This is a genomic window from Azospirillum soli (assembly GCF_017876165.1).
Lineage (GTDB): Bacteria > Pseudomonadota > Alphaproteobacteria > Azospirillales > Azospirillaceae > Azospirillum > Azospirillum soli.
The window spans coordinates 566,553-584,037 of sequence record NZ_JAGINQ010000001.1; the positions used below are offsets into that span (position 1 = coordinate 566,553).

Genomic DNA, 17,485 nt, shown 5'->3' on the forward strand with positions numbered 1-17,485 from the left:
CCCGCCCTGCCCCGTTTCCATGATCGAAACTTTGTCTACACGTGAGGTTGACCGTGGCCCACCTGGCTGGTGAGCAGCCGCACCGTCTCGCCCCGGCCTTTGCTGTAATTCTCCAGCGCCGCCCGCCCCCCGGCCGCGTAGACCGCGACGGCGCTCAGCAGATCCTTCAACTGCTGCGCCGACGACCCGTCGAAGGGGCAATAGGCCCCGCCGGACAGCCGCGCGATGGTCTGGAAGGCGCGCTTGGCGATGGGATCGCCACGCTCATGAAACATGAAGACCGGCACGCCGAGCAAGCCCAACTGCCCCGCCTGATGGGCGAGCTGGTCGATGTCCTCCTCCATGCAGTCGCCGACGAAGACCAGCGCGTTGACCTTCTGGGTCTTGGTCTGCTTGATGCAATGGCCCAGCACGCGGGCGATCTGCGTCTGCCCGGCCATGCAGCTGACCGCGGTCATCCGCCGCAGCAGATCCTGGGAGTTGCCGACCCACGGGCTCGCCTGGCATTCCCGGAAACCCCGGTAGTAGACGAGCTGGATGTCCAGCCCGCCCAGCGTTGAGGTCGCCTGGAACATCTCGCCCTGGATTTGGCAGGCGCGGTCCCAGGTGGGTTCGCGGCTGGCGGTGGCGTCCATGGCGAACATCAACCGCCCGCGCTTGCCCGTCGCCGTCCTCGGGATCGCCGCCACCTGTCTCAGGAAAGCATCGACGTCGGCCTGCGAGGACCGTTGCTGTGCCGGCAGTTGATCGCGCTCCCCCATCGCCCCGCCCCCATTCTCAACAAGCTTTCAACGAGCCTTCAGCTTGAGAAGATGGACCACTCCGCGCGCCCGGTCGAGTATGCCCATGGTTCACACCCGATTCGGGAACAGGCCGGCGCGGGGGCGGGTTCCTTGACCCCGCCTTGTCCCCGTGCTTCGTTGCCGGCATGACCCCCGCATCGACTCCTGCGTTGACCCCGGCCGACCTCCGCTCCCGCATCCTGCACGAGGATCCCGACGTCTTCGTGATCGACAAGCCGGCCGGCCTCGCCGTGCACAAGGCCGGGAAGATCACCGACCACCTCGACCTCTACCTGCCCCACCTCGCCGGGGAGGACGGCATGCCGCCCCGGCTGGCGCACCGGCTCGACCGCGACACGGCCGGCTGCCTCGTGCTGGGGCGCTCGCCCTGGGCGCTGAAGCGGCTCGGCGACATGTTCGCGGCCGGGCATGTGGAGAAAACCTACTGGGCGGTCAGCGACGGCATCCCGGAGGAACCCGAGGGAACCATCGATTACCCGCTGCTGAAGCTGGTCGTCCCCGGCTCCTGGAACATCGTGACGCACCCGACCGGGCAGCCGGCGATCACCGACTACCGCGTGCTGGGCACCGGCAACGGCCGGGCGTGGCTGGAGCTGAAGCCACGCACCGGGCGCACCCACCAGATCCGTGTGCACTGCGCCGCCATCGGCTGCCCCCTGCTGGGCGAACCCTACTACGGTCCCGAGCGCATCCCGCCCGGCAACCTTCACCTTCTGGCGCGTTCCGTGTCCTTCACGCTGGCCTTCGACCGGGAACCGGTCGCCGCCCTCGCCCCGCCCCCGCCGCACATGCGCGACGCGCTGGCGGCCTGCGGGTGGGACGGCTAAACCGCTCTACCGCCCAACCTCGCTGACGCCTTCGGCCAGCCACACCATGCGGTCGAGCGCCGGGTCGGCGCTGGCGATCGTCTTGCCCTTGGCCAGCACGGTGCGACCGGTGTTGTCCACGATCGGCCCGCGGAACACCGCCGCGTTGCCGTTGGCGAGCTGCATGCGCGCCGCGTCGGCGTGCGCCCGCGCCTCCACCCCCACGGCCGGACCGTAGGCGGTGTTCCTGACAAAGCCCGCCCCGAAGCCACCTTGCCGCTGGCGCTTCCACGGCTTGCCGGTGGCCACCATGGAGACCGTCTCCTCATAGGCGCGGCCCCAATCCCATTCCGCCCCCGTCAGGAAGCCCTGCGGCGCGATGGCCGACAGGTCGGTGTGCACGCCGCAGCACAGGATTCCGTGGGACTCCGCCACCTCGCAGACCGGGCGCGGCGCATCGAGGTGGGCGGCCAGCACGTCCACGCCCCCGGCGGCCAGCCCGCGCGCCGCCTCTGCCACCGCCTCCGGCGAGGCGCCCTCGCCGACGAAGGCCACCCGCACCGTCACGGCGGAATCGGCCCGCCGGGCGCCCAGCGCGAAAGCGTTCACGCAGCGCAGGACCGCCGGCGCGGCGTGGGAAGCGACCATGCCGATGGACTTGGCCCGGCTGGCGTAGCCCGCGACGATGCCGGAGATGTGCTGGGCCTCGTCCAGAAAGCCTTCGTAAAAGCCGACGTTCATCGGCAGCCGCGCCTCGTCCAGGGGAGCGCCGCAGAACAGGAATGCGGTGTCGCGGTTGGCGTCGGCCTGGGCCAGCAGGCTCGGCAGCGCCTCCCCGCCGGGCGCGGTCACGAAGACGACCCGGCAATCCTTTTCATTGACCAGCTCCTCGGCCACGGCGGCAAGATTGCCGGCGGCATCCTCGCGCTCCTCAATCCGGATGCCGGGAAGCGCGGCCAGCGCGCGAACCGCTTCGGCGTGGGCCTGGTTGTAGCCGAAGTCCGTCCGGTTTCCCCCGTAGAGGACGCCGACGCCGACCTGTGCGATCTCCGGCGCGCTTCCAGCCGGTGCGTTGCCCCACGCATTGGGGGTCGCCAGCAACACCGACGCCGCCCCGAAAGCCTTGAGCACCCCCCGGCGGTTTGGAAAAATTTTGGTCATGGCCGCCTCCATCGATGTGGGGGACTATACCCTTTGGGGGCGGCGGGACCAAACAAATCGCCTCAAATCCGTCCCCACGGTCCGGCGCGCCGGTTCTGAGGGAACCTCCAGACGCGTGACGGGGGCGGCACGTCGATGGGCAAGGGCCGCCATTCCACGGGCGGCGGATCGACCCGGTCGGCGAGGCGGCGGGCCAGGGTCAGCACGGCGTAGACCACCAGCAGAACCGCCACCAGCATCCCCAGCGGCTGCTGGGTCAGGTCCAGGCCCGACCACGCCTCCGCTTCGGCATGAGCCTGGGTTTGAAGATGGGCGAAACACTCGATGCAGTCGGACACGCGCGCTCCCTCCCCCACTGTCGGCCTGTGTCCAGGCTAACGGGGCTGAGCGCCGCCGTGCGGCGACAACGATGAGACCAGGCGTCAGGAGAGGGGGGTGCGCCGAACCGGTGCCACCAACAGGCGCCATGCCCCTTCGGGGTCGTCCCGCCGCTCCCGCATCGCCATGCCGAGCGATTGCTCGATCCAATCGGCGATCCCGACGCGGTAATGCAGGCTGTCCCAGTAGTTGGTGTCCTCTGTGGTGATCCGGGAGGCGAACCGGAAGTCCACCACGGCCGCCCCGTGCGCCGCCCCGATGCGGGCGATGCGGTCCTTGCACTCCTGCTCCCGCGCCGCGAGGACGGAGCCCGGCTGCGGCAGCGCCGCGACATGCACCGGCATGAAGGCCAGGATCGGCTGCGTCTCGGCCGGCAGCCGGTCGACCAACTCCTCCAGCCAAGCCAGCGCGGGATAGCGCCAGCCCTGCCGCTCCGCCTCGCCGGGCACATAGGGGGGATCGACCGGCACGATGGCCTTCTTCGGTCCGCCCCAGATCATCGGCTCGACCTTGCCCCAATCCCACTCGGAATCCGGCGGCACAAAGCGCTCGTACCCGTCCGGCCCCAGGCGCGGCGGGCGCAGGCCCAGATGGTATTCGACCAGCCGTCCGGCGATCTCCAGCGTCTTGCCGTTCAGCAGATAGGCCAGGTCGTTCCAGCGGTCGTCGTCGTACATCCACGGCGGAAAGGGCCGGAAGGTCAGGCGCTGGGTGTCGGCGTCCGGCTCGCACCACACGCGGTCCAGGCCGAAGACCACCGTGCGCGGGGCCGGCACCGTGCGCAGGAACAGGTCGGCGATGCGGTACTGCTCCCACGCCGTCGCGCTGTTCATGGCGAGGTTGGCGAAGCGACCGCCGAACTGCCCGTTCAAATGCGCCGGCTGCAACAGCCGCGAGGTCGAGGTGCCGAAGACCGCGCTGTCGAACTGTCCACTGCGCACCAGCCCCGGATAGAGGAAGCGCTGGTTGTCGTCCATCATCGGCCGCTCGATGGGCGGCGAGAAGGGCACGTTGTCGTAGGGATCGACCAGCAGCACGAACAGGAACAGCGCCGCGACCAGCCCCCCGGCGGTCAGCAGCAGCGTCTTCACGAACCCGGCCCAGCCCTGCGGTTTCCTCATCGCGCCGCCCTCAGAACTGGAAATAGATGAAGTTGATGGGCTGGCCCTTGCCGACCTCCAGCAGGCAGACCACCGCCACCACGGCGAAGGCCGCCGCCACGGCCCGGCGCGGCTTCAACAGCTCGTCCACGAAGGCGAGGCTGGTCGGCCCCAGCACCGACACGGCGAAGGCGGCGCCCATCAGCAGCGGCTTCTGCAACCCGCCGCCGAGGCCGCCCGCCCCGACCATCCCGGCCAGCATGTTGCCCGCCACCGTGAAATCCGGCGCGCGGAACAGCACCCAGCCCGCCACCACGAACAGCATGGTCAGCAGCCACGCCGCCGGCACCGGCATGGGCCGCTTGGTTATTTTTCTCAGTGGGCCCTGCCACACATGGCAGACGATCAGCCCCACGCCATGGATCAGCCCCCAGGCCACGAAGGTCCAGGCCGCTCCGTGCCACAGCCCGCACAGCCCCATGGTCGCCATCGTCGCCAGCACGTAGCGCCCGAACCCGGCCTTGCTGCCGCCCAGCGGGATGTAGAGATAGTCGCGCAGATACCGCGACAGCGTCATGTGCCAGCGCCGCCAGAAATCGCGCACCGACAGCGCCTTGTACGGCGCGTCGAAGTTCATGGGCAGCCGGATGCCGAACAGCAGCGCAATGCCCAGCGCCATTTCCGTGTAGGCGGAAAAGTCGAAGAACAGCTGAAAGCTGAAGGCCAGCGCCCCCGTCCAGGCCTCGCCGAAACCCAGAACCCCGCTCCCCGCCCCGGCAAAGATCGGGTCGGCGACGCGCGCCAGCGGATCAGCCAGCAGCACTTTCTTGGCGAAGCCCAGGATGAACAGCGCCAGCCCCTTGCCGAACCGCTCGGCGAAGCCCGACCGCAGCGGATCGTCGGCCAGCTGCGGGATCAGCTCGTTGTGGCGGACGATGGGGCCGGCGACCAGATGCGGAAAGAAGAAGACAAACAGGCAGAAACCGCGCAGCGGATAGGTCGGCACCCTCCCCCGCCGCAGATCGACCAGATAGGAGATCAGCTCGAACGTGAAGAAGCTGATGCCGATGGGCAGCAGCACGTCGCTGCGCGGCAGGTCCGCCCCCAGCAACGCCGACAGGCTGTCCATGAAGAAGTTGGCGTATTTGAACCAGCCGAGGATGGCGAGGTTCACCACCACCCCCGCCGTCACGATCCACGACACCGGCCAGCGCCGGTACACATGCGCCAGCCCCCAGGTCGCCAGCGTCTGGCCTAGCAGCAGCGGCACGAACCGCACGTCCCACCAGCCGTAGAAGACCACGGAGGCGATGACCATCACCCACTCGCGCGCCGCCTCCCGCCGCGCCACGGCGTAGAAAAGGATCAGCACGGCCGGCAGAAAACCGAGCAGGAAGGCTTGCGAGTGGAACAGCATGCGATGCAGCGACCCCGGTGCGGACTGGGCCGTCTTGATACACCGGAACGCCCCCTTTTCAGGATGAAAAATCCCGACCGGGGTCTCTTGGCCCTCCTGCCGGCAGCCACCTCCCCTATCCCCCATCCCCGCGAAGGCGCATAGGCGCTGGCTTGAGCAGATCGGGGCATTTCCAGGAGGCAACCACCTCCCCTCAACGTCATTCCCGCGCAGGCGGGGATCCAGCGAGAGCCGCGTCAGCGGCGACATGAGTCATAAGGCTCGCAGACGCTCGCTTCTGGATTCCCGATTTCGCGGGAATGACGATCTTCCTTCACAAAGGGAGGCTCTTTCGTAATGCGATTGCCCAATCACCCCGAGTTCTTGCTTTGTCCCGGAACGCCGCGTACCCTTTCACCGTCAACGCCCGACCTGCGTCCGCACCATGCAGGCATCGCATCATGACGTACGCACATCGTTGTGCATCGATGCACAATGACCGCCTACGAACAATGCGCCGCAAGTCACTGACGAAACACACGCAATCGCCGTTTTTGCCCATTGTGCAGATATGCGGGTCCGCCCAAACTGCACAACGGCGCACAACAACGTCATGCCGGATCGGCATCGCTGTCGTCCGGCCTGAACGGGCCCGGCCTGAACGGAATATCCGCGCCTTCCGGCCAAGCCAGCAGGTGACTGGCGCAAGCCCGGCAATCGCTGCTGCCGAAACCCGGAACCGGCACCGGAAGTCCGGCCAGCACCGCGACCGCCGCGCACTCGTCGCCATCGGGCAGGATCCAGGCGCCGACGAGACGCCCGGCACCGGTCAGCCGGTCGATGTGCCAGCGCACCGGCTTTTCCCGGCGGAAGTGCCGCCCGACCCGTGCCCGCAGGCCCCCGGCCCCACGGGCGCTGCCGCAGTAGAGATAGCGCCCCGGCGCCAGCACCGCCGCCGGCTTGCCCGGCAGGGCGAGCGCCAAGGCCCGGTCCAGTTCGATGAGCAGCACATAGGCCCCCGGCACTGCCGGAAGGCGCTCGGGACCGCGATGGAAAGAGGTGTCCGGAAAGGGCTGCATGCCCCGCAGACTACGCCCTGCGAACCGCGGCCAGAAGCCTCGACGTGGGCAAACGGACGGTGACGGTCGTGCCGACGCCCGACTGGCTCTCGATGGCGAGGCTGCCGCCGTGCTGCTCGACCAGCGCCCGCGAGATGTGCAGGCCAAGGCCCGAGCCCGGATAGCGGCGGGTCAACGCCTCGTCCAGCTGGATGAAGGGCTGGCCGACGTGGGCCAGACGGTCGGTCTGGATGCCGATGCCGGTGTCGGTCACGGTGATGATCAGGGCATCCCTCGCCACCGCCACGCCGACGCCGACCCGCCCGCCCTCGGGCGTGAACTTCAGGGCGTTGCCCAGCAGGTTGATCATCACCTGCTTCAGGCGCCGCCGGTCGCCGACCAGCACCGGCGCCGGGTTCGGCACCGACACGTCCAGCCGGTGGCTGTCGGAAGCGAAGGCATGCTGGGTCAGCCGGACCGATTCGGCGATCACCCGGCCGAGGTCGAGCGGCTCCTCGTCCAGGTCCAGCCGGCCGGCCTCGAAGCGGGCGACGTCGAGAATGTCGTTGATGAGGGCCAGCAGGTGCCGGCCACTGCGCCGGATGTCATCGATGTATTCGGTGAAGACCGGCTCGCCCACGGTCTCCGAGAACTCGGCGGCCAGCAGGTCGCTGAAGCCGATGATGGCGTTCAGCGGGGTGCGCAGTTCGTGACTCATGGAGGCGAGGAAGGCCGACTTGGACCGGCTGGCGGTCTCCGCCGCGTCCTTGGCCGCGCGCAACGCCTCCTCGTGCTGCTTGGCGAGCGTGATGTCGGTGCGGATGCCGACGATGCCGCCGTCCTTGGTGCGGTAGTCGCTGATCCGGGTCCAGCGCCCGGACCGGGTCTTCTGCTCGGCGACATACTGGTCCGCGTCGGCGTTGAGGCGGGCGGCGAGCACCGCGTTCCACTGGTCGGGCGGCAGGTCGGTGTCCGTCTCGTAGAACCGCTGCATCAGCGTCGCGTAGGGCGTGCCCGGCACCAGATGATCGACCAGCGTCGGGTAAAGCTCCCGGTAGCGGCGGTTGCACAGGACGAAGCGCCGTTCGGCGTCCAGCAGGATGAAGCCTTCCGACAGGCTTTCGATCGCCTCGGCCAGCAGCTGCTCGGCGCGGCGGGCGCGGGCCTGCGTCTCGCGGAGCGCCGCTTCGGCCAGCCGTTGCGCGGTCACGTCGGCGGCGACCCCGCGATAGCCGAGAAAGGCGCCGTCCGCCGAGAACACCGGCTTGGCGCTGGTCAGGATGTAGCGGATGTCTCCGCCGCTGTTGCGGTGCCGGTATTCGAAGTCGCGGAAAGGGCGACGCGCTGCCAAGTCCTCGAAATGGGCCTGCCATTTCGGATCGGCGGTCGTCTCGGACGTCAGCTCCTGCCGGGTCTTGCCGAGCAGATCGGTCGGGTCGCTGCCCAGCAGGTCGGCCATCCGCTCGGAGAAGTAGGTGAAGCGGAGACCGGCGTCCATCTCCCAGAACCAGTCGGACGCGGCCGACGCGAAGTCATGGACGCGGCGCTCGCTCCAGCGCAGCGCCTCTTCCGACCGCTTGCGCTCGGTCACGTCGATCATGGTGCCGTGCAGATGTTCCAGCCGGCCGGAGGATCCGTAATTGGCCACGGCGTGCAGTTCGACCCAGCGCAGCCCGCCGTCCCGGGTGCGGATGCGCAGCTCCCGCCGGCAAGGCGTGCCGTGCGGCACCGCCGCCCGTCCGGCCCCTTTGGCGGTCAGCGACGGCCAGCGCTCATGGTCGGCCGGATCGATGACCTCCAGGCACGGCCGGCCGAGGCTTTCCTCGACCGCGAAGCCGGTCACCGTCGTCCAAGCGGGGCTGAGGAAGGTCCAGGTCCCGGCGGCATCCGCCGCGAACAGGATGGCCGGCGTCATAGAGACGAGGCGTTCGAAGAAGGCGGCGTCGGTGGGCAGTCCCGGCATGATTCCGGCGGCTCAGTCCAAGGTCTCGGGCGCAACGGAACCTTAGTCTGAGGCTGCCCTATGAAACTTGTGTTAAGGGAGGAACCGATGTCACCGCCGCGACGCTCAGCCCTCCAGATCGACGAGGTCGGACCGCCCGATGCGCCGCAGCGACACCTGCAACCGCGCGTCGTCGTCGCGGATCTCGCGCAGCGTCTGGAAGGTGTAGTTGACGTGCGCCGCCGCCGCCGCCTTCGCCCGCGTGGCGTCGCCGTCCACGACGGCCTCGGCGATGGCGAGGTGCTGCCCCAGCAGGATGTCGCGCACCCCCGGCCGCGCGTAGAGCCGGGCGCGGTTGTAGAACACGTCGTTGCGCAGCATGTCGGACAGCGTCCGCATGATGTGCAGCATCACCACGTTGTGCGCGGCCTCGTAGACGGCGAGGTGCATCTGCGCGTCGGCGTCCGCCTCCTCCGTCGCGTCGTCCTGGCCGTGCGCCGCCTTCATCCGCTCGATGGTGCGCCGGATGGTGTCGCGGTCCACGTCGGTCGCCCGCTGCGCCGCCAGGGCCGCCGCCTCCGCCTCGATGGAGCAGCGGAACTCCAGATAGTCGAAGGTGGTCTCGGGGTTGGCCTGCAGCAGGGAGGCGAGCGGCACGGCGATGGGGGCCAGGAACTGCGCGACGTAGCTGCCCGTGCGGCCGGTCACCAGAAGCCCGCGCTCCTCCAGCTTGGCGATGGCGTCGCGCAGCGAGGGCCGCGACACGTCGAGCTTCAAGGCCAGCTCCCGTTCCGGCAGCAGCTTTTCCCCCGGCCGCAGAACGCCTTCCAGAATCAGCTTCTCCAGGTGATCGGCAATGGCGTCGGCGAGCTTCGCCGGCTTGATCGTCCCAGGCATCGACAACGTACCCCCTGCCCCCCACCCGATATTCCGGGTTTCTGAATAACGCCGCAATTTCAGTGCGTCCACCGCCCCAGAAGCACGCATATAATTTTACCGTTGCGCGCCTTGGTCAAATCTTTTATCCAACGATCAGAGTTGGAAAAAGAGGCACCACCCGGACTGTGGGGGAACCCAACGTTCAGGGCGACAAAGGTGCCCATGGTTGTGGGGACGGACGGAAATGCCCTGGTGGCTTCCGCGGCACCGCCGGCGGGCGGTTGCGCGAACGCGCGCGGTCGAAGAACCCGGCCGGGCATGACGCCCCCTCCACGCCCCGACCATCGGCAAACGTCCTGGCGTAGGAGACCTCGGGAATGTGGTCACAAGTCTATGACCCAATGAACAGCATGTGGCTGTCGACGCTGCTCGCGTCGCTGCCGGTTTTGGTCATGCTGGGCGGGCTCGGCATCTTTCACATGAAGGCGCATCTGGCCGCCCTGCTGGGCCTAGCCGTGGCGCTGGCTGTTGCCATCGCGGCGTTCGGCATGCCGGTCGCCATGGCCGGCAAGACCGCCGTGTTCGGCGCCGCCTACGGGCTCCTGCCCATCGGCTGGATCGTCCTCAACATCATCTTCCTCTACCACCTGACCGAACAGCGCGGGCAGTTCAAGATCCTGCAGGAGAGCATCACCGGCATCACCAACGACCGGCGCCTCCAGCTCCTGCTGATCGCCTTCTGCTTCGGCGCCTTCTTCGAGGGCGCGGCCGGCTTCGGCACGCCGGTGGCGGTGACCGGCGCCATGCTGATCGGCCTCGGCTTCACGCCGCTCGCCGCCTCGGGCCTGTCGCTGATCGCCAACACCGCCCCGGTGGCCTACGGCGCGCTCGGCACGCCGGTCATCGCGCTGGCCGCGGTGACGGGGCTGCCGCTGCTGGACCTGTCGGCGATGATCGGCCGTCAGCTGCCGTTCTTCTCGGTCATCGTTCCCTTCTGGCTGATCGTGGCCTTCGCCGGCTGGCGCGGCATGCTCCAGATCTGGCCAGCCATCCTGGTCGCCGGCGTCACCTTCGCGGTGCCGCAGTTCCTGGTCTCCAACTTCCACGGCCCCTGGCTGGTGGACGTGGTCGCCGCCATCGTGTCGCTGGTCGCGGTGAGCCTGTTCCTGAAGGTCTGGCATCCGAAGACCATCTGGCACACCGCCGGTGGTGCGGCCGCCATGACGAACAGCGTCGGTGCCGCCGTCGTCGAGGGCGAAGCCCGCAAGTCCCACGGCTACACCGCCGCCGAGGTGCGCCGCGCCTGGACGCCCTGGGCGATCCTGTCGGTGGTGGTCTTCATCTGGGGCGTCCCGGAGGTGAAGGCCTTCCTGGACGGCCTGTCGGTCTTCAAGTTCCCGATCGAGGGGCTGCACAACCAGATCATGCGCGTGCCGCCGGTCGTGCCGAAGCCGCACCCGGAAGCCGCCGTCTACACCCTGAACTGGCTGTCGGCCACGGGCTCGGGCATCTTCGTCGCGGCGATCATCTCCGGCTTCGTCATGGGCTACTCGCCCAAGGAGATGGCGAAGACCTACTGGCGCACGCTGGTGGCCATCCGCTACTCGCTGCTGACCATCGCCGCCATGCTGGCGCTGGGCTACACTACCCGCTTCTCGGGCCTGGACACCACGCTGGGTCTGGCCTTCGCCAACACGGGCTTCCTGTATCCGTTCTTCGGCACCCTGCTCGGCTGGCTGGGCGTGGCGCTGACCGGTTCGGACACCGCCTCGAACGTCCTGTTCGGCAGCCTGCAGCGCGTCTCGTCCGAACAGCTGGGCCTGCCGCCCACGCTGATGGCCGCCGCCAACAGCTCCGGCGGCGTCATGGGCAAGATGATCGACGCGCAGTCCATCGTGGTCGCCGCCGTCGCCACCAAGTGGCATGGGCACGAGGGCACGATCCTGCGCTACGTCTTCTGGCACTCCATCGCGCTGGCAAGCCTCATCGGCCTGCTGATCATGGCGCAGGCCTACCTGTGGCCCTTCACCCAGATGGTGATCGGCCGATAGAGGGCTCCTGGCTGCACCGTTGACAAACGTGCGCCTCTGCCTGGGGCCGGTCGATCCGGCCGGCCCCTCTTTTCTTTCCCAATCCCTTTCGATCAGGAGCCCCCGGCCGATGCTGACCCCTGCCTACGAGCGCCTTCTCTCCGCGCTGCGGGAATTCATCCCGGCCGACCGCCTGATCACCGACCCGTTGCGCACGCTGGCCTACGGCACCGACGCCAGCTTCTACCGCCTGATCCCCAAGATCGTCGCCGTCGCCGAGAACGAGGGCGAGGTGGTCCGCCTGCTGCACGCCTGCCGCGCCGCCCAGGCCCCGGTCACCTTCCGCGCCGCCGGCACCAGCCTGTCGGGGCAGGCGGTCACCGATTCCGTCCTGGTCCTGCTGGGCGACGGCTGGCGCGGCTGCACCATCCCGCCGGGGGCGGAGACCGTGACCCTTCAGCCCGGCGTCATCGGCGCCGAGGCCAACCGCAAGCTCGCCCCCTTCGGGCGCAAGATCGGGCCGGACCCGGCCTCCATCAACACCGCGAAGATCGGCGGCATCGCCGCCAACAACGCCAGCGGCATGTGCTGCGGCACGGCGCAGAACAGCTACCGCACGCTGTCCTCCATGCGCCTTGTCCTGGCCGACGGCACGCTGCTGGACACCGCCGACGCGCACAGCCGCGACGCCTTCGCCAGGAGCCACGGCGCCCTGCTCGCCGGCCTCGCCAATCTGGCCGCGCGCACGCGCGCCGACGAGGCCCTGGCCGAGCGCATCCGCGCCAAGTTCCGCATCAAGAACACCACCGGCTACAGCCTGAACGCGCTGGTCGACCACAAGGATCCCATCGACATCCTCCAGCACCTGCTGATCGGGTCGGAAGGCACGCTGGGCTTCATCTCCGAGATCACCTTCCGCACGGTGCCGGAGCACGCCGACAAGGCCAGCGCCCTGCTGATTTTCCCGGACATCGCCGAGGCTTGCCGCGCCGTCGCCCTGCTGAAGCCGACGCCGGTGTCGGCGGTTGAGCTGATGGACCGCCCGGCGCTCCGCTCGGTCGAGGGCAAGCCGGGCATGCCGGACTTTATCGCGGGGCTGGACGGCAACGCCGCCGCCCTGCTGGTCGAGACGCGCGGCGAGGACGCGGCGGCGCTCGACCGCAACCTCGGGATCATCACCGGCGTGCTCGCCGGCACCCGCACCCTGTTCGACGTGGCTTTCACCACCGACGCCAAGGCCTGCGAGGGCTTCTGGAAGATCCGCAAGGGGCTGTTCCCGGCGGTCGGCGCCATGCGCGCCACGGGGACCACGGTCATCATCGAGGACGTGGCCTTCCCGCTCGACCGGCTGGCCGAGGCGACCGTGGAGCTGCAAGCCCTGTGCGTCGAGCATGGCTATCACGAGGCGATCATCTTCGGCCACGCGCTGGAAGGAAACCTGCACTTCGTCTTCACGCAGGACTTCGGCACCGACGCCAAGGTTCTGCGCTATAGCCGCTTCATGGACGCGGTGTGCGAGATGGTCGTGCGCAAGTACGACGGCTCTCTGAAGGCCGAACACGGCACGGGCCGCAACATGGCCCCCTTCGTGGAGATGGAATGGGGCACCCAGGCCTATGGCCTGATGAAGGAGATCAAGGCCCTCTTCGATCCGGAAAACCTCCTGAACCCCGGCGTCATCCTGAACGACGATCCGGAGGCGCACCTCAAGAACCTGAAGGATCTGCCCGCCGCCCACGCGCTGGTCGACAAGTGCATCGAGTGCGGCTTCTGCGAGCCGACCTGCCCGTCGCACACACTGACCCTCTCCCCCCGCCAGCGCATCGTCGGCTGGCGCGAGATCGCCCGGCTGGAGGCGGATGGTGGCGACGCCGCGCGGCTGGGCGCGCTGCACGCCGCCTACGATCACCAGGGCATCGACACCTGCGCTGCCTGCGGCTTGTGCTCCACCGCCTGCCCGGTGGGGATCGAGACGGGGCTGCTGGTCAAGGCCATCCGGGGCGAGCGGCGCGGCGCCGTGGCGCAGGCGGTGGGCAACTTCGTCGCCGACCACACCTCGGCCGTCCTGGGTGCCGCCCGCTTCGGGCTGAGGATCACCGATCTGGCGAAGCGCACGCTCGGGGCCGGGACGGTGGAGGCAACGGCCAAGGGGCTGCGCGCCCTGTCCGGCGACCGGCTGCCGCACCTGCCGCGCGCGCTGCCGACCGCCACCAACTTCGTCCCCGACGCCCCCATCGTCGGCCCGGCCGAGGCCCCCGCCGTGGTCTATGTGCCGAGTTGCACCAGCCGCACCATGGGACCGGCCGCCGACGATCCGGAAAGCACCCCGCTGCCGGTGAAGGTGGAAGGGCTGCTCCGCAAGGCCGGCTTCCGGGTCATCTATCCCGACAGCCTGTCCTCGCTCTGCTGCGGCATGGCGCTGGAGAGCAAGGGCCTCCTCGCCCAAGCCGACGCCAAGGCCGACGAGATGATCGCGGCGGTCCGTGCCGCCAGCTGCGGCGGCCGGCTGCCGGTAGTCATCGACACCAGCCCCTGCGCCTTCCGCCTCAAGAAGCGGCTGGCAGACGACGGGCTTGAGGTCCTGGATTTGGTGGAGTTCATCCACGACCGCCTGCTCGACCGGCTGGAGTTCGAGAAGATGGCCGAGCCGGTGGTCCTGCACACCACCTGCAGCACCCGGCGCATGGGCCTGGACGCCAAACTGAAGACCGTCGCCTCGGCCTGTTCCAGCAAGATCGTGGTGCCGGAGGACGTGGGCTGCTGCGGCTTCGCCGGCGACAAAGGCTTCACCCAGCCGGAGCTGAACGCCCACGCGCTGCGCCATCTCACCAAGGACATTCCGCAGGGATGCTCCGCCGGCTATTCGAGCAGCCGGACCTGCGAGATCGGCCTGTCGCACCACAGCGGGATGCCGTACCGTTCGATCGTCTATCTCGTCGATGCCTGCTCGCGTCCCAAGACGCCCGCACGGACCGACGCGCACGCACAAGAACCCGCCTTCTGATCGGGCCGGGAGGGAACACAAGATGGAACAAAGCACCCGCGCGATCCCGCCCCGGCCGGAAAGCGTCTATTACTTCGGCACCTGTCTGGTGGACCTGTTCTACCCGGAGGCCGGCATGGCCGGCATCGACCTGCTGAAGGCGCAGGGCATCCGCGTCGTCTTCCCGCAGGGGCAAAGCTGCTGCGGCCAGCCCGCCTACAACTCCGGCTACCGGGATGAGGCGCTGAAGGTGGCTCGCGCGCAGCTGGACTTCTTCCCCGGTGACTGGCCCATCGTCGTGCCGTCGGGCTCCTGCGCCGGCATGATGCACAAGCACTGGCCCGACCTGTTCAAGGGCGAGCCGGACGAGGCCCGCGCCCGGCAGGTCGCGGCCCGCGTGTGGGAGCTGACCCAGTTCCTCGTCCACGTCCTGAACGTCACGTTCGAGGACCAGGGCGAGCCCGTACGCATCACATGGCACGCCTCCTGCCACGCGCAGCGCGAGATGGGCGTGGTTGACGAGCCCAAGGCCCTGCTCCGCCAGCTCGCCAACGTGGAGCTGGTGGAGTTGCAGCGGGAGAAGGAATGCTGCGGCTTCGGCGGCACCTTCGCGGTCCGGCACCCGGAAATCTCCGCCGCCATGGTCGGCGACAAGGTCGCGGACATCGAGGGCACCGGGGCCAAGTCCGTGGTGTCCGGCGACTGCGGCTGCCTGATGAACATCAACGGCGCCCTTGACGCCGGACAGAAGCCGGTGCGCGGCGTGCACATCGCCCAGTTCCTGAAGGAGCGGACCAATGGTTGAATCCTCGGTCAACTTCGCCAAGGCCTCCAGCGCCGCGCTGAAGGACCCGCAGCTGCGCGCCAACTTCCGCCGCGCCATGGACGGGCTGATGTCCAAGCGCGCCGTCCAGTTCGCCGATACCGCCGAATGGAACGGCGTGCGGACGCTGGCCGCGTCGGTGCGCATGCGGGCGTTGTCCAAGCTGCCGGAGCTGCTGGAACAGCTTGAGGCCAACTGCACCAAGAACGGCATTCAGGTTCACTGGGCCTCCACCACCGACGAGGCCAACGCCATCGTCCTGTCCATCATGCAGCGCGTGAACGCGAAGCTGGTGGTCAAGGGCAAGTCGATGGTGACGGAGGAGATGCACCTCAACGCCTTCCTCGAACAGCACGGCATCGAGAGCCTGGAAAGCGACCTCGGCGAATACATTGTCCAGCTTGATGAGGCGATGCCCTCGCACATCATCATGCCGGCGATCCACATGAACACGAAGCAGATCGCCCACCTCTTCAAGCAGAAGATCAAAGAGGCCGAGTACACCGAGGACGTGGCGCAGCTGACCGACCTCGCCCGCCGCGTCCTGCGCCGGAAGTTCGCGACGGCCGACGTCGGCATGTCCGGCGTCAACGCGGCGGTGGCGCAAACCGGCACGCTCTGCCTGATCGAGAACGAGGGCAACGGGCGCATGTGCACCACCGTGCCCCCGGTCCACATCGCGGTGATGGGGCTGGAGAAGGTAGTCGAGAAGCTGGAGGACGTGCCGCCGATCATCAGCCTGCTCCCCCGCTCGGCGACCGGCCAGCCGATCACGACCTACGTCAACATGATCACCTCGCCCCGCAAGCCCGGCGAGAAGGACGGCCCGCGCGAGATCCATCTGGTGATCCTCGACAACGGCCGGTCCAACGTCTACGCCGACGCGGAGCTGCGCGACACGCTACGCTGCATCCGCTGTGGCGCCTGCATGAACCACTGCCCGGTCTACACCAAGGTCGGCGGCCACGCCTACGAGGCGCCCTACCCCGGCCCCATCGGCAAGATCCTGGTGCCGCAGATGGAGGGCCTCGCCAAACGGGGCGAGATGCCGCACGCCTGCACCATGTGCAACGCCTGCGTCGAGATCTGCCCGGTCAAGATCCCCATCGTGGAGATCATGGGCCGCCTGCGCGCGGAGGCCGTCCACCCCGGCAACGCCGTGAAGGACGCCGGGGCTAGGGGCAGCAAGGCGGAGGCAATGGTGTGGAAGGGCTGGTCCACGACCTACGCCTCCCCCACCGCCTACCGCTTCGCGACGGCGCTGCTGGCGAAGCTGGGCAACGCCGCCCCGAGCAGCCTGCCACTGCTGAAGGAATGGACGAACGTCCGCAGCAAGCCGCGCTTCGCCGCCCGCACCCTGCACGATCTGGCCCGCGAGAAGGGGATTCCCGATGTCTGAGCCGCAAAATTCCGGGGCCCGCAACACCATCCTGTCCAAGCTGCGGGCCAGCCGCGACGCCCATCCCGTGCCGCCGGTCGCCTCTGACTTCACCGTCCTGCGCGAGAAGCGCTGGGATCCGGCCGAACGGCTGGAGCGCATCAAGCGCCTGATGGAAGCGGTCCACACCGAGTTCATCGAGGCGACTGAGCAGGACTGGCCCGCCGTCGTGCAGGACTTCCTGGCTCGTGAAGGTGCCCGCACCCTGCTGTTCGCCCCGGCGACGCCGGACGGGGCGGCGCTCGCCAAGGGCTGGACGGCCAACCAGCCGGAACTGGTGCCATACGACGGGGAGGTCGAGACCTTCAAGGAGCGTCTGTTCGACGGCATCGACGCCGGCATCACCTCGACGCTCGGCGCTATCGCGGAGACCGGCAGTCTCGTGCTGTGGCCGACCGCCGAGGAGCCGCGCCTTCTGTCGCTGGTGCCGCACATGCACTTGGCACTGCTGCGCGCCGACCAGCTGCACGACACCCTCTGGCAGGTGATGACCGAGAAGGGCTGGGCTGCGGGTATGCCGACCAACGCCCTGCTGATCTCCGGCCCGTCCAAGACCGCCGACATCGAGCAGACGCTGGCCTACGGCGTCCACGGCCCGAAGCGGCTGGTGGTGGTCATCATTAAGTAGGCCGAACAAGCGCCCGACTCCTCCCCCTCGCGTGTTTATCCGTAAAACAATGCCGGGGGA

The 17,485-nt window shown here is 68.6% G+C and carries 14 protein-coding genes; 6 read left to right on the top strand and 8 right to left on the bottom strand.

Features of this window, described 5'->3' with window-relative positions; all coding sequences use genetic code 11:
- Nucleotides 1-35 precede the first annotated feature (35 nt).
- Entirely contained in the window at nucleotides 36-761 is a 726-nt protein-coding gene (locus J2852_RS02705) for a VWA domain-containing protein (RefSeq protein ID WP_209870489.1), read from the bottom strand.
- A 167-nt stretch (nucleotides 762-928) separates the two neighbouring features.
- Here J2852_RS02705 and J2852_RS02710 point away from each other — a divergent pair, with 167 nt between their 5' ends.
- Nucleotides 929-1,630 carry an RluA family pseudouridine synthase gene (locus J2852_RS02710; protein ID WP_209870492.1) on the top strand — a complete coding sequence of 234 codons (702 nt, stop codon included), beginning with the start codon at nucleotides 929-931 and terminating at the stop codon, nucleotides 1,628-1,630.
- 6 nt (nucleotides 1,631-1,636) lie between these two features.
- Here J2852_RS02710 and J2852_RS02715 read toward each other — a convergent pair whose 3' ends face one another.
- The 7 genes from J2852_RS02715 to J2852_RS02745 all read right to left on the bottom strand — a co-directional run bounded on the left by J2852_RS02715 (nucleotide 1,637) and on the right by J2852_RS02745 (nucleotide 9,541).
- A complete protein-coding gene (locus tag J2852_RS02715) occupies nucleotides 1,637-2,770 on the bottom strand; it encodes a BMP family ABC transporter substrate-binding protein (RefSeq protein WP_209870495.1) in 1,134 nt (377 codons plus the stop codon).
- A 62-nt stretch (nucleotides 2,771-2,832) separates the two neighbouring features.
- The gene (locus tag J2852_RS02720; protein ID WP_209870501.1) at nucleotides 2,833-3,108 is read right to left on the bottom strand and encodes a hypothetical protein; all 276 of its coding nucleotides are present in this window, start codon (nucleotides 3,106-3,108) and stop codon (nucleotides 2,833-2,835) included.
- 84 nt (nucleotides 3,109-3,192) lie between these two features.
- Nucleotides 3,193-4,269, bottom strand: coding sequence for a hypothetical protein (locus J2852_RS02725; RefSeq protein WP_209870504.1), 1,077 nt, complete (start codon nucleotides 4,267-4,269; stop codon nucleotides 3,193-3,195).
- Between the two features lie 10 nt (nucleotides 4,270-4,279).
- Entirely contained in the window at nucleotides 4,280-5,665 is a 1,386-nt protein-coding gene (locus J2852_RS02730; protein WP_209870507.1) for an MBOAT family O-acyltransferase, read from the bottom strand.
- A 590-nt stretch (nucleotides 5,666-6,255) separates the two neighbouring features.
- Nucleotides 6,256-6,654 (bottom strand): GIY-YIG nuclease family protein, encoded by a 399-nt coding sequence (locus J2852_RS02735; protein ID WP_343206668.1) that lies wholly within the window; start codon nucleotides 6,652-6,654, stop codon nucleotides 6,256-6,258.
- 79 nt (nucleotides 6,655-6,733) lie between these two features.
- Nucleotides 6,734-8,665 carry a sensor histidine kinase gene (locus tag J2852_RS02740; protein ID WP_209870512.1) on the bottom strand — a complete coding sequence of 644 codons (1,932 nt, stop codon included), beginning with the start codon at nucleotides 8,663-8,665 and terminating at the stop codon, nucleotides 6,734-6,736.
- Between the two features lie 105 nt (nucleotides 8,666-8,770).
- Nucleotides 8,771-9,541 carry an FCD domain-containing protein gene (locus J2852_RS02745; RefSeq protein WP_209870515.1) on the bottom strand — a complete coding sequence of 257 codons (771 nt, stop codon included), beginning with the start codon at nucleotides 9,539-9,541 and terminating at the stop codon, nucleotides 8,771-8,773.
- A gap of 359 nt (nucleotides 9,542-9,900) precedes the next feature.
- Between J2852_RS02745 and J2852_RS02750 the strand changes: the two genes are divergently transcribed.
- From J2852_RS02750 to J2852_RS02770, 5 genes are all read left to right on the top strand, one after another.
- Nucleotides 9,901-11,574 (top strand): L-lactate permease, encoded by a 1,674-nt coding sequence (locus J2852_RS02750; protein ID WP_209870517.1) that lies wholly within the window; start codon nucleotides 9,901-9,903, stop codon nucleotides 11,572-11,574.
- Nucleotides 11,575-11,683: 109 nt separating this feature from the next.
- Nucleotides 11,684-14,557 (top strand): FAD-binding and (Fe-S)-binding domain-containing protein, encoded by a 2,874-nt coding sequence (locus J2852_RS02755; RefSeq protein WP_209870520.1) that lies wholly within the window; start codon nucleotides 11,684-11,686, stop codon nucleotides 14,555-14,557.
- 22 nt (nucleotides 14,558-14,579) lie between these two features.
- Nucleotides 14,580-15,341, top strand: a complete 762-nt coding sequence (locus tag J2852_RS02760; RefSeq protein ID WP_209870523.1) for a (Fe-S)-binding protein — start codon at nucleotides 14,580-14,582, stop codon at nucleotides 15,339-15,341.
- Nucleotides 15,334-16,758: a LutB/LldF family L-lactate oxidation iron-sulfur protein gene (locus J2852_RS02765; RefSeq protein ID WP_209870526.1), complete on the top strand. Its 1,425-nt coding sequence runs from the start codon at nucleotides 15,334-15,336 to the stop codon at nucleotides 16,756-16,758. The genes J2852_RS02760 and J2852_RS02765 overlap by 8 nt, the downstream gene beginning before the upstream one ends.
- Nucleotides 16,751-17,425: a LutC/YkgG family protein gene (locus J2852_RS02770; protein WP_209870529.1), complete on the top strand. Its 675-nt coding sequence runs from the start codon at nucleotides 16,751-16,753 to the stop codon at nucleotides 17,423-17,425. Before J2852_RS02765 ends, J2852_RS02770 begins: the two co-directional genes overlap by 8 nt.
- Nucleotides 17,426-17,485: the final 60 nt, after the last annotated feature.

Coding starts and splice junctions, on each gene's coding strand:
- J2852_RS02770 (WP_209870529.1), top strand. CDS start 16,751: ATGTCTGAGCCGCAAAATTCCGGGGCCCGCAACACCATCCTGTCCAAG.
- J2852_RS02760 (WP_209870523.1), top strand. CDS start 14,580: ATGGAACAAAGCACCCGCGCGATCCCGCCCCGGCCGGAAAGCGTCTAT.
- J2852_RS02750 (WP_209870517.1), top strand. CDS start 9,901: ATGTGGTCACAAGTCTATGACCCAATGAACAGCATGTGGCTGTCGACG.
- J2852_RS02710 (WP_209870492.1), top strand. CDS start 929: ATGACCCCCGCATCGACTCCTGCGTTGACCCCGGCCGACCTCCGCTCC.
- J2852_RS02705 (WP_209870489.1), bottom strand. CDS start 761: ATGGGGGAGCGCGATCAACTGCCGGCACAGCAACGGTCCTCGCAGGCC.
- J2852_RS02745 (WP_209870515.1), bottom strand. CDS start 9,541: ATGCCTGGGACGATCAAGCCGGCGAAGCTCGCCGACGCCATTGCCGAT.
- J2852_RS02725 (WP_209870504.1), bottom strand. CDS start 4,269: ATGAGGAAACCGCAGGGCTGGGCCGGGTTCGTGAAGACGCTGCTGCTG.
- J2852_RS02740 (WP_209870512.1), bottom strand. CDS start 8,665: ATGCCGGGACTGCCCACCGACGCCGCCTTCTTCGAACGCCTCGTCTCT.
- J2852_RS02765 (WP_209870526.1), top strand. CDS start 15,334: ATGGTTGAATCCTCGGTCAACTTCGCCAAGGCCTCCAGCGCCGCGCTG.
- J2852_RS02755 (WP_209870520.1), top strand. CDS start 11,684: ATGCTGACCCCTGCCTACGAGCGCCTTCTCTCCGCGCTGCGGGAATTC.
- J2852_RS02715 (WP_209870495.1), bottom strand. CDS start 2,770: ATGACCAAAATTTTTCCAAACCGCCGGGGGGTGCTCAAGGCTTTCGGG.
- J2852_RS02730 (WP_209870507.1), bottom strand. CDS start 5,665: ATGCTGTTCCACTCGCAAGCCTTCCTGCTCGGTTTTCTGCCGGCCGTG.